The organism is Acidovorax sp. NO-1, assembly GCF_000238595.1.
Classification (GTDB): domain Bacteria; phylum Pseudomonadota; class Gammaproteobacteria; order Burkholderiales; family Burkholderiaceae_C; genus Acidovorax.
In genome coordinates this window covers 1-11906 of the sequence record NZ_AGTS01000008.1, presented here as the reverse complement: position 1 = coordinate 11906, position 11906 = coordinate 1, and the positions used below count along the sequence as shown (strand labels likewise).

The window sequence follows — 11906 nt, the reverse complement described above, 5'->3', positions numbered from 1 at the left end:
CACTCATGTCACCGTTGAGCTATGCGCTTGTGGACAAGTTGTCGAAAACGCGTTTGATCAAGTAAAAAATGGGCCCTGCTCTCCCATGCCAGGTGTCACCACTGAACTAGCCTCCCGGTCAGCTACGGATCAAGCATCAACGGTGACGCTGCGGAGTAGGCGCTACTCCTGCTCCGCTGGGCGTGACAGGCCTGTTTACATCAACACCAAACCCGAAATTCAGGAGCGACAGTGACGGTGTTGAACACCGGCTGGATTCCCGCGCCCTACATCAATTCAAATGGGGAAAGAACCCCTGCAAGCCGTTCTGGATGCTGCTCCTCCACCACAAGCCAGAGCATGGGCCCGTCCTGTACACGAGCGCCGGCAAGAACGTCACCAACAGGCATCGAAGCTCTAAGGAGCCCCCTGCCCTCGATCACCACAACCTCCATGCCGCGTTCACTGGCGGTTGCGATTGACTCCGACAGTCGCGCCTTTCGTGCACCGAGGCTGAGGTACTTGGCCAGCCCCAGCTCAGACACAAGGCACCATGCTTCACCCAGTCTCACAGGCAAGAAGGAAAACGAGTGCATCAGCATGAGCTGCCGCGCATGAGCCACTGGTTGCCACGGCTCAACAGTGATGGGCGATGAAACCATCAGGTTGCCCACTGTTTGCTCAACTTCTGCCATCAAGGCCTCCTCAAGTCCGATGCACAACTCAATGGCTGCTTCGGTAGCATGCCGTGCGTAGGCACCCGTGTGCATCGCGTCATTGCGTGCATTGTTGACAATCGTGTAGAGCGCTTCGAACGACTTGAACCTCGACGGAAACACAGCGGCCATGTCCACGAGGACAAGGGAATGCAGTGCTTGCTCAGCAATCTTTTCCCTGTATGACCCCAAAGCTGCCTGTTTCTTCAGGAGTCGGAGCCCCAGAGCTTCGAGGGCAAAGCAAATGGCCCCAAACCCTTCAGCATCGGCCAGAGCGGCGTACCGAGCCTCACGCAGGCGGTCACGGTAGAAGATGCGCTCTTGCGGCAGCAAATCACTGCCTGCTGATACTGGCGCAGATGATGGTGTCATCAACATTCTGTTGTGGGGCGAATGCCCTCACCGAAACAGGAACCACAGTATCAAGACAATGCCCGCGACGACGATGACTGTCCCCTGCCGCTCAGCGCTTCTCCTCCTGCCGTGCCTCCGGTGTCTTACTCGTCCCACTCAATGCTCCCGTTCAAAAAAACATCATTTCAACGCCGATAGCCCAGCCTTGAACGCCTTCCAGGCATCAGCGGGTACGCCCGTGTCACCTGCAGCCTTCATCCACTTCGCACGTTCGCGGCGGTCGAGGCCGTTCCACCAAGACATTCCCTCCTCGCCGTCATAGTGCTCTGTGGACGGCACATCATCGCGCTTCAGTAAGGCCTGGAGCTTTTCTTGAGCGTATGCCGCATTGGCTGAGGTAACGGTCCGCGCGTTTTCGGCCGCACCGTTGATGCTGTGGCGAGGTCCGCCCTGCTTCACTGCCTCAAGGTATGGGGCTCGCCTCACATGCCACCCCAAGAAAAGGCGGATCTTCGCCCGCGTCAATTCGGAGCCCCGACGCTGGGCGTCGATGGCCAGGATCTTGTCGATGCCGATCTTCAGCGGAACGAACACACCGGGTCCGAACAGGTTGGGCCACAAGGTGGCCACCTCGCGGGCAACTGCGGTATCCACTGCTTGAATAGATTCAAGAACGCTCGCATCTGCTGTCATGGGTTGTTCCCTCGATAGTTGTTCTGGCAGTGGGCAGGCAAGGGGGTAGTAACGCCACTGCGGCAGCTCGCTGTCACGGCTGAAGAAGCATTTTGCATGCCTTGGTGCGCATCTAGCAGCGCACATCGACCATGCTGTGAATCAGTTGGGCTGACCGCACCAGTCTTCAGGTCCTGGTCGAGTTTGGGTGAACAGGCTCGGGGGCCTGCCGTTTTAGGACATCGCACGGCTGTGCCGCCTCACCGTTCGTGAGCGTGGCCAGGGGAACGGCTGAAGTGGTTGGGCCAACCTTTTGGTGCAAATACCACGGATGAAAAGACGGCCTTTTTGCATTGACAGATTCGCGAACCCGCTTCCAGCCATCTCAAGGGTCAACAGCTGGGGGTTGGGGCTCTGCATACGGGGATGCCGGTGTAGTTGCCGTGAGCGTCAAGAAGCTCGCCACGGTCAACGACACGTTCATGCCCTTGCTGATCGCGCGATCAGCCACAACGGCGCCGACGATGACAACGATGACGAAAAAGATGAGCAATCGCAGCCCGTCACCAGGCACACGGGCGAGAAGGCTTTTGAAGAAGGTTTTCATGACAGTTCCTGTGGCGTCGAAATGCATACGCACAGTTTTCCGCTGAAGCAACTTTTTCCGAAACCCTACAGGGGGCGCGAACCCAAAGCGTTGCATTCTGGCAATCGGAACGATTTCACCCCCCTGTAGGGTTTGACTCTGCGAGTTGCGCGAGATAGTGCCCGCCAGCACAAAAGCCATGTTCAAATTCTCAGCATGGAGATCAGTGCACAAGTCGATACGCTGTGCCAACAAGGCGAGGTGTTCAGCCTGAATGGCGAGCACGGCAAGTTGGCCAAGTCTTTCTGGGGATGGCTTGCCAAGCTCGACCCGCACATGCGTGAGCCAGCGCCTGACACCATTGGTTCGGTGAGCGGCGAGCGGCTGCATGTTCAATGGTGGACAGATCACACTGGGGGCTGGTTTGCCACACAGGTGTTTGATAAGGCTACGCGCAGTGCCTGGGAGCTTTTCCTGGTGCCGGGTAGCGCTGGCCAGCCGATGGCTGGGCGGAGACTTTGCATGGGCGACACCCCTGCACTTGAAGTGCTCGATGGCCTCTGGCTTGAGGTTTTCGGTGAAGCGATCGACTCTCCAGCTGCGCAAGCTAGGTATCCGGCGTTCTCCGAGCTGGTTGCCGCTGGGAGCAACCCGTCAGGCGTGACCGCTGTCAGGGACGATTCCGCACATGTTGCAAGGCTGCAGTCCGATGTGGACTACTGGAAGCACCTAGCCACATCGCTCAGCAAAGCAGCGCTCACCCGCGAGAGTGTCTACACCCCTCCCCCACCCGCAGACTCACCACCCGCGCCCTCGGATTGCGTTACCGCACCCAGAAAGTGGGGGCTCAAAGACATTGCGGAGTACGCAGAGGCCAATGCTCACCGGATCACGATCTTGCAGCGTGCGATTTCGGCGACCAAGCGCAGCTCGTTCGAGAACCCAGACCTTCTATACGCCTGCCTGGAGTTGCTGGCCACCGAGTACACAGCGGTCAAAACTGGCAAGGCCGACCGGAACGCCTTCAAGGCCAAGGCCGAGGCCATGGGTGTTGATTTCGGGGGCTCCGTTGATCCCAGCGTTGCCGGCGAGCTGGGCGACTTGTATTTCATCCGTCTGGGCGGCAGGCGGCGGTTTCTCGATCAGCACCTGGGCAAAGGCGGCGCCCGAGATCCGCGGTACTGCATGCGGGTCTACTTCTGCTGGGACGAAAGCTCGCAGCTTGTGGTCATCGGGCACATGCCATCCCATCTCCCTACCAGCTACACCTGAGGCGCACCCGTGGCATCCAAACTGACCAAGGACCAAAAGCGCGAGAAGAAGAAACGCGAGGAGCGCAAGCTCAGGCTGCGACGCGAGCACGAAGACAACCGGCACTTCAAGAAGGTTGACGACTTGATGATGGCTATCACCCAAGCGCTGCAGGGCACCGGCACCCAGGAGGAGCTTGATGCTGCTGTCCTACGGCTCGGGGGTGGAAAGAGTGTTTCAACCAGCGACCGAGAGTCCCGGTTTCAGAGCCCTGAATGGGTAAGGCTCAGGAAATACACCACGAGTATGGTGTCACTGCTGCAGGCGAACCCCAGCGCTCACTATGCGGGCTTTGGCCTGGATGGGCGGATCTTCCTCAACGGAGATGGCGACACTCAGTTCAGCTCAGGCCACTTCCCCTTGAATGCCATCTTGGCCTCCAACTGGCAACCTGATGAGGTGGTTGCCAACACGGCTAAAGAACTGGAGGCTGGGCCGACGCAAGGTGCCTACTTTTTTGGGATCGCAGTGCGCGATCTGGCGGTTCATTTCGCCGTTGCATCAACGACCAGCGCAGTTGAACTGCCTGAGGTGTTTTTCGTTTCTCCGAAGGGGTGGCATCGGCTGGACCTTGACATTTGGCGAGATGAACTCTGGCCATCCCTCGCGCGGGTGCTCCTCGCCAAAGATCTGATTCGCGGGCCCGATGAGAACCAGTACGCAATGGATCGGCTCATGCTCGATACGCGAGCACGGCAGTTGGCGCAAGGTAGCGACCCGAAAGGGCCGACTTCTGCATTTGACGACATAGCGCGGACCATCATTCGCAGCTTAGGAACAGGCCTGTTGATGGAGAGTGAGTCAATTTTGAGCGCCGCCGAGGATGCGCGCGCCCGCCAGAACGAGGATGCACTTGCCTACGAATGGAATGAGGGGTTTGAATCACGTCAAAGTGAAGTCGATGCGCTGCAAGACCGATACCGCACGCTGGAGGTCGAAAACCAGACTCTCCGACGATTGCTTTTGCAACCTACCCCGCAAGAAAAGCAGCTTCCTACATCACAGCCATCACCAGTGAAGCCCCTGCAAGAACGCATAGGCTCTCTGTTGGGGGTGTGATGTCAACCATTGGTGTGCGGCCACAAAAAGGGTAGTACGAACTGCCCAAAACAATTTCCCAGAAGCATTTGAGCTGGGGCTCGAATGTAACTGTGCAGAAAACAAAAAAGGAACTCGCAATGAGTTCCTTCTGGCGGTCCGAGAGCATTTGCTACTTTGCGACGGAATACTTTTCAATGTCCTCGCCACGCGCGATTGCATCCTTGATCCATTTCGGACGAGGCCCTACCCCACCCCCCCAGGTTTCACCCAACTCATTTCGGTATTTCACCGGCCGCTCGCCCGCATTTCTGCGGACGGTGTTGCGAGGCACAACCTTCATATCGGGGAACAACTCGGTAGGCGTGAGCTTATACAACTGGATGGTCTGTTGAACCTCCTTAATCACGGTATCAAGTTCGCTTAGCCGGATCGCTTCAAGACTGGCATCAAGTTCAGCCTTTTTAGCAAGGGCCTGAGGTAGTTTCAGTTCTGACATGGTCCTGTCCTAGTTGCGAATGTGCAATCCGTCATTGTTTGAGGCGCAATAACTTTGGATTGTATTGCACATTTAATTGCAACTCCAGCTTCCATTGTGTCAATGTGAATGCATATAGATGACACTCAGCAGCCTCTCAGATGCCCATGAAAGGCTAAACGTCATGTTTTTGCTTACTTTTCGGCACCCTTTCGGAGCATTAGGCTTCCTAGAATCTTGTCTTTCACTTTACGTAGGTGGGGAAGAGCAACAGCAACGCATTTGCAACAACATGCGCCAAAAGGGCCTCCGTTACAAATTTATCATTGGTGGCTTTTTCGCCGTAGACCGGTGTTTTGCCCACCAGGGCTTGTTTATCTTGACACCCCTATCACCCATGCCCATAATTGCTCATCTTTTTGATGGGCTGCGCCATGACTTTGCGATCAACCTACTCTGACCCTTCGGGCCTTCAGTACCGTCTGCGAGCAGCCTCGGCCCTCCTCGGGATCACTGACAACACCACCAAGCGTTACTTGGAGGAGTCAAACATCCAGGTGCGGCGTGCGAATGATGACGGAACGAAGTCCGTGGCCGTCAGGTTGTTTGATCCAGACACGCTCTTTCAAATTGCCCAGTGGCGCAGAGAAAAGAACCTCCTCAAGACTCCGCAGAATGGCCCGTACGTCATCACTGTGGACATTGTGAAGGGTGGAACTGGCAAGACCACCACCGCTGCAGAGATAACACTCCACCTGCAGCTGGCTGGATTGCGTGTACTGGCTATCGACCTCGATGTGCAGGCCAATCTGACCCAGTACATGGGTTATGAGGCAGACCTCACAGAGAAGGATTTGGCCAGCTACGGGCTCAACCTCGACGCCATCGTTGGGCAAACTTTTGCGCATGTCGTCTGCCCGTTTTTGAATCGAGCACCTGGCGAATCGGTCGGTAGTTTGATCAAAATGCCCTTTGGCAAGAACGGGCCTCACCTGATTGCTGCGGATGCCAACTTGGGTGATATCGAGTTCGCTCTAAGTACAGCAAAAGGGAGCCGCGAGATGGCGCTGGACAAGCTCTTGAACCTGGCGAAAACAGGTCAGCTGCCTGGGTTCGACACAAGTAAATACGACGTAATTGTTTTCGATTGCCCGCCAAACGTTTCGATGACAAGCACAGCGGCCCTTGCAGCTGCAGACATCGTTGTTGCACCGGTTCGTCTTGACGCTTTTGCAGTTAAGGGGCTTTCGCGCGTGATTGAGGAGCTGAAGCTACTGCGCGAGACTTACAAAGACGCAATTCACAGCGAATTGGTAATTCTCGCAACCCACTTTGCCGCACAGTTGTCTCGGATTCAACGGATGAATCAGGCTCTCCAACAGTATGAAAAGCAGGTAGCTCCGGTCTCGATTTCTGTATCCGAAGAGTTCCCCAAATCTCTGGAGCGCTACATCCCGATGAGCCTGCAAAAGCCACTCAGCCAGGCAAGCAACGAATACAAGCTATTCACAGATCACTTGATTAAGCGACTGATTGCAATCGAGGAGAAAAGGTCGCAACCAGACCAGAAGGGGGCCCCATCATGAAGCGGAGAGGATTTGCTCCGGTAGAGGACGACCAAACGGCTACGCCACCAGCTGCGGTCAAGAGGACCAAAGTTACGCCATTCGTACCACCATTGCGATTGCCGAAGATAGTCGAGGACGGCGATGTTGCAGCAGATTCTGAGAGCGGTTCTGCAGCTGATGAGGCGAATCGTACGACCTCGATGCATGTTTCGGAGATGCAGGATGGATCGGTAGCGTCCTCAACAGGCCTAGTGATGGTCGAGGAAACATTCTGGATTGATGTGTTCGATGTAGACGAAAACGCCTACCCTCCCCGCACTCAATACAACGATACCGCAATTATGGAAATTGCGAACTCGATTCATGAAAACGGGCAGCGGGACGCAATTCACGTCATTCCAAATCCATCCAAACCCGGCCGTTTCATCATCGGCGACGGGTGGACGCGAGTACAGGCAATACGTGCCAGGGATCTCCAGGATCGCAAAGTCAAAGCGGTCATTCACTATGACCTCACTGAGCAGCAGGCGGCTTGGCTAGGCTATGCAGAGAATGAAGAACGTCGGGGCCATAGTGACTACGACAGAGCTTTGTTTTTCAAGAAATTTCGCGACAACGGATGGACTTGGGATCAGATAGCTCACGAAACAGGCATTCCAATAGGTACTCTTTACCAATACAGCGCTTACGACAATCTCGATGTTGATCTCGTTGACTTTGCGAAACGTCATCCAGAGAAAGTGACGGTCAATGCGATTTCTCACTTCAAACGACTCACTGAACTCAAAGATCGAGACTACGCAGTCGAAGTGTGCAGACATTTCGTTGATGAAGACGAAACTTTTCGCTGGCTGAAGCAAAAGGTTGAAATTGCGAGTGAGGCCGCTGGCAAGAAGTCGGGCCGAAAGAAAAGCCAGGTTAATTTCCAGCGTCGCTTTCCCAACGGACATTTTCGTCTTCGCACGGATGGGCAAGTAGAGATTACCGGGACGATCTCGCCTGAAAGACTCGAAGAGTTCAACGCTCTGATCGAGAAATCTTTGGCCCCGTTCTTTGTAGGCCCGGAGGATGGAGCTGAGCCTTCATCGCCTACCTCGACCGGTCAAGAATGACTTATTTGGGCCTCGCTCATGAAACCAACAAGGGACACTCGCTGTCCCTTGTTCTTTATGGGCGACCAGAATTGTTGTTTCCCCCAAAGAGGGTGACTCTTGGGGTGGTAGATCTATTTGCCAACCGTTTCTGCTTAATTAAATCATCTCAAGCATTTGCCAAAAAGGTCGTAATGATCGAGACCTACTCTGAGACTTGTACGTACAAGGGTGACTTACCAGTTGCAGTCAGCGCTAGTGGGCTGGGCGCAGACCCTTGTACGTACAAGGCTCTCATGCCGGTGAACCCAACCAACCAGTTCGCACTGCACCCTTGTACGTACAAGGGCGACTTACCAGTTGCAGTCAGCGCTAGTGGGCTGGACGCAGACCCTTGTACGTACAAGGCTCCAATACAGAACGTTGAGTTTCGTTTTTACCTGCCTGCAACTGGAGTCCGCCATCTGCATCGCTCTTTGCGCCACCCTTGTACGTACAAGGGTGATTTGATAGGTGGCACTGGTCGGCTGGACGCAGACCCTTGTACGTACAAGGCTTCCACGCTTACACCTGAACAGCGCCCGTCTGTCGATCAGCCTTGTCCGTACAAGGCACACACATTACTTCAACCCCGCCCCATACCGAGAAAGCCAAAAGAACTTTGCCCCATTAACGGCTGGCTCAAATCTTCAGCTCCTTCTGGTCGGCGCAAGAGCCAACGCAGCTTGAGCACGAGTTGGCGGGCTACATCGCCGACCGCTAGCTTGGGATGCTCAGAGCCAGCCTTGTACGTACACGGGTCATGCGCAACACACTCTCACGCTGCTTTGGCAACTCGCTCGTCACCCTTGTACGTACAAGGGTTGGGGTCTATTGGTAGAGCCTTGTATGTACAAGGGCCGGAGGCAACTCAGTTGCACACGCTCCCAATGACCATCTCCACACACAGGCTCATGCCCAGGTTGCCTCCCTTGTACGTACAAGGGTCTGGGTCCGTTGGTGGAGCCTTGTACGTACAAGGATCAGAGGCTGATCAGGGGCCCTTGTACGTACAAGGGCTGACTTGCCAATCCAACCGTTCTCGAATGCTCTTTGGTGGCAAAGCCATACAGAGCGCATCCGTGAATCGTTTTGCCTGTGGGGTAGCTCGCGCATCAGTCGTGGAACGAGTCTCCCTTGTACGTACAAGGGTCGGTGCGCAGGGCCATCCAGGCATGGATGTTCTTTGGCATCTCACCCTGAGCCAGGCAAAGAGGATTCAGACATCGGGGTTCAAGGGAGTTGAAATTCGGCTCCCCTCACCTGCTTCACACCAATTGAACCGATCCGACTTCAGTGACACAACCGAACCCCGCCTAGAGCGGGGTTCGGTTCATCTGGGGTATGGGAAATGGAGATTGAACATGACCTAAGAACCGGCCAATAAAAAACCCCGGTAGCGACTAACTACCAGGGTTCTTTGCATCGTGATGGTGATGCTCGACTCTGCTATTCATTCTGCAACCGACGCCAATCGGTAAACAGCAGACCACTCAGGAATGAATAGTAGTTTCTCCAAGCCTCGCCGTCAAGGAAATCGTGTCCTTACTTGGAGACTGCGATGGATAAACTCGCGCCTACTGAAATCCGATACCCCTACGCAATTGTTCGTGCGTGTTCGGAGCTTCCATACCTTTCGACGTTCATTGAAATGCCTGATGGCTTTCTTCGCGTTGTCTTAAAGATTGTTCAAAAGATCAATCTTCGCAATCCTTTTTCTGAAATATTCGCATCCCGTCAAACCTTGGCAGATGAGGCAGGAAAATCCACGGATACGGTTCACCGCGCAATCCAATGGCTTGAGCAGAACTGTTTTATTGAGCGTGAACGGAAGGCGCGCTTAGGCCTTCGCGGGTCCCGCTCTCCCCTGGTGCCCACCTTAAAACTGCTCACAGCACTGGGCTTGGTGGACGAACGCGGCATCTCAGTCGAGCAGAAGAAGAAACCCTCCAGCCCTCCTCCCTCAACTGAACCCCTCAGCCCCCGATCTGCAAATACCTGGCAAGAAACAGGCACCGTTGAAAACCTAGCCAGTCCAGCAGATCGCGATGGCAGAGGCTTCACCCGAATCGGTAACGTGAGCCTGCCTACAGACCTGATTTGGCTATGCACCAAAGGCCTGTCACCCTTCGCTGTCCTTGGGTTGATGAAGCGAGCTAGGGCGGCGTCACAGCGGCTGTCAGATGTGGTGCTTGCTGCACGCAAGTACCTAGACAAGCTGAAATCAAACCAGCTCTACGCTTACCTGCAAACGCTCCTTGGCAGCGGTCGAGATTTCTCCGCTAGTCATCGTGAAGATCAACGCAAATCCGATGAAACTCGCGAAAATGCCTATCTTTTAGAGAAATCTGAGATTTTTGAAGGAAGAACATTTGTTTCGCGAAAAACTGGCAAAACGTACCAAATTGAGTCTGGCGCTGTACGGGAAACGTATGAAGGCAAATCGAGCATGAGTCCCTTCACGCGTGCCTTCCTTGACGCCATTGAGGCCGGCAAGCTCGTGCCCAGACAATGGGGGGAGTGAGAAGTCGAAGGGGGGTTATGTCGCAGAACAGCGGCTTCTATATCCGTAGATAAACAATCTAACGAAATACATGCGTTGCAGCTTGTGGATAACCTGCCTGGTGGAAGGCAGAACGGTCTAGCAAGATCCAATCTTTGTTAGCAAGTCGCAAGAACTACACTGGGAATGAATGGAGGAGAAATGTCGAAAGAACGCATGGACTATGACAGCCGCAAGGCATTGGTTTTTGAGGCTGCTAACGAAATGGCCGAGGGTGGTCAAACACCAAGCCTTGAGGTCATCAAGCAGAAAGTCGGCGGCAGCTATACAACCATCACCAGGGCTTTACGCGAGTGGCGAACTGAGCGCGAAAAAGCGCAGGCAAGTCAGGAGGCCCCACCGGAAGCCGTCTCCGGCCTAGCGGCTCGACTTGCTTCAGAGCTTTGGAAAGTTGCGCAAGGGGAGGCGCAAATGGGTGTGGCAGCGCTACGTGAGTCATTGAAAGTCGAGAACCAACGGCTGCAGCAGGAGATGGCTGAGATCTTGCGGAGTGCGGAGGGGATGGAGAGTCGCATCACCACCTTTGATTCGCAGATGGCTGACATGCAAGCCAAGCTGGATTTGGCTACAAAAGGCAAGCAAGAAGCCGAAACGCAAGCGCAAATATTGACTTCCAAATTAGGCAACCTGGAGGTCCGAGCTGAAGAGTTGAAGTTGGAGTTGGCTGATGCCAAAGCCCTGGCAGCACCATCAAGCTTGCAGGAAGAAATTCAAAGTCTGCGAGCACAACTCGTGACGCTCAGTGATCAGAACGCAATCATCCTGGCGACCGCACCCAATCGACCAAAGGCGTGATGGGTACGCTAAGCACCATAGAGCGACTGTGGGGCGTTTGGCAAACCGAGGTGCTTGATGGGGCGACTGCAGGGCGACAAGGAAGATGCGCCGCATTCAATGGAGCGACTGTGGAGCGACAAGCGGGAAGCGGGTTGATATGTAGTGTGTAGGCCTACATTACTACAGAGCCTACAAACAAGCAGAAGCCCCGGTTTTCGCAGTCAGTGGGGCCCAACCCCCTGTCTGCAGCAGATAGGGTGACTAACCCTTTCGAAACAACGAAAAAAGGCTCCCTTGAAGGAGCCTTTTAGAGGGGGCCATCGCGGCACCTGTAGGGTAGGGGGCTGTCAGCTCTCGATGGGACGAGGAGAGGTGATCATTCCCAAGTATTGCGCCTGCAGCTCATCCGTAGCAGGCCTACGACCGGCCCAGGCAGTGAACTCAGCAAGATCGAATGGATAGATCTTGAACTGCGTTGGAAACTCAGTAGCGAGTAGCGCATTGACAGATTGCACTACCCGAAACTGTTCAGGTTCGCGTTCGTCAATTGCCATCCATTCGTCCATGGTGCGGTGCCAAAACTCGTCGTAGGTAGCGCCAGGTACAGACTCAAAGACCTTCCGAACCATCTCGATCTGATCGTTCCTCGCGACGAAGAGTTCGTTGAGCTTTTTGAGCACATGTTTGGGTGGTTCCATCCGTCCAGTGTTAATTTCCATGCAAACCTGACCCAC

11 protein-coding genes are annotated in these 11906 nt (G+C 54.7%); 6 read left to right on the top strand and 5 right to left on the bottom strand.

Annotation, left to right across the window (positions count from 1 at the left end; translation table 11 throughout):
- Window positions 1–266 precede the first annotated feature (266 nt).
- The 3 genes from KYG_RS00775 to KYG_RS00765 form a co-directional block, all read right to left on the bottom strand.
- Window positions 267–1073, bottom strand: a complete 807-nt coding sequence (locus KYG_RS00775) for a CBS domain-containing protein (RefSeq protein ID WP_139019258.1) — start codon at window positions 1071–1073, stop codon at window positions 267–269.
- Between the two features lie 156 nt (window positions 1074–1229).
- Window positions 1230–1742 carry a ProQ/FINO family protein gene (locus KYG_RS00770; protein WP_008902890.1) on the bottom strand — a complete coding sequence of 171 codons (513 nt, stop codon included), beginning with the start codon at window positions 1740–1742 and terminating at the stop codon, window positions 1230–1232.
- 364 nt (window positions 1743–2106) lie between these two features.
- The gene (locus tag KYG_RS00765; RefSeq protein ID WP_008902889.1) at window positions 2107–2508 is read right to left on the bottom strand and encodes a hypothetical protein; all 402 of its coding nucleotides are present in this window, start codon (window positions 2506–2508) and stop codon (window positions 2107–2109) included.
- 15 nt (window positions 2509–2523) lie between these two features.
- Between KYG_RS00765 and KYG_RS00760 the strand changes: the two genes are divergently transcribed.
- Window positions 2524–3579, top strand: a complete 1056-nt coding sequence (locus tag KYG_RS00760; RefSeq protein WP_008902888.1) for a hypothetical protein — start codon at window positions 2524–2526, stop codon at window positions 3577–3579.
- Between the two features lie 9 nt (window positions 3580–3588).
- Window positions 3589–4677, top strand: a complete 1089-nt coding sequence (locus KYG_RS00755) for a hypothetical protein (RefSeq protein WP_008902887.1) — start codon at window positions 3589–3591, stop codon at window positions 4675–4677.
- A gap of 151 nt (window positions 4678–4828) precedes the next feature.
- On the opposite strand, the gene KYG_RS00750 is transcribed toward KYG_RS00755, so the two are convergent.
- Window positions 4829–5155, bottom strand: coding sequence for an H-NS family nucleoid-associated regulatory protein (locus KYG_RS00750; RefSeq protein WP_008902886.1), 327 nt, complete (start codon window positions 5153–5155; stop codon window positions 4829–4831).
- A 413-nt stretch (window positions 5156–5568) separates the two neighbouring features.
- Between KYG_RS00750 and KYG_RS00745 the strand changes: the two genes are divergently transcribed.
- The 4 genes from KYG_RS00745 to KYG_RS00735 all read left to right on the top strand — a co-directional run bounded on the left by KYG_RS00745 (window position 5569) and on the right by KYG_RS00735 (window position 11190).
- Window positions 5569–6720 carry a ParA family protein gene (locus tag KYG_RS00745; protein ID WP_139019257.1) on the top strand — a complete coding sequence of 384 codons (1152 nt, stop codon included), beginning with the start codon at window positions 5569–5571 and terminating at the stop codon, window positions 6718–6720.
- Window positions 6717–7814 (top strand): ParB N-terminal domain-containing protein, encoded by a 1098-nt coding sequence (locus KYG_RS00740; RefSeq protein ID WP_085942461.1) that lies wholly within the window; start codon window positions 6717–6719, stop codon window positions 7812–7814. Before KYG_RS00745 ends, KYG_RS00740 begins: the two co-directional genes overlap by 4 nt.
- Before the next feature lie 1579 nt (window positions 7815–9393).
- On the top strand, window positions 9394–10356 hold the full coding sequence (locus KYG_RS24185; protein ID WP_139019256.1) for a hypothetical protein: 963 nt from the start codon (window positions 9394–9396) through the stop codon (window positions 10354–10356).
- A gap of 180 nt (window positions 10357–10536) precedes the next feature.
- Complete coding sequence (locus tag KYG_RS00735) at window positions 10537–11190, top strand: DNA-binding protein (RefSeq protein WP_008902883.1); 654 nt, start codon at window positions 10537–10539, stop codon at window positions 11188–11190.
- 329 nt (window positions 11191–11519) lie between these two features.
- Here the strand turns inward: KYG_RS00735 and KYG_RS00730 are convergent.
- A partial coding sequence (locus KYG_RS00730) for a hypothetical protein (RefSeq protein WP_237707176.1) occupies window positions 11520–11906 on the bottom strand: 387 nt, incomplete at its 5' end.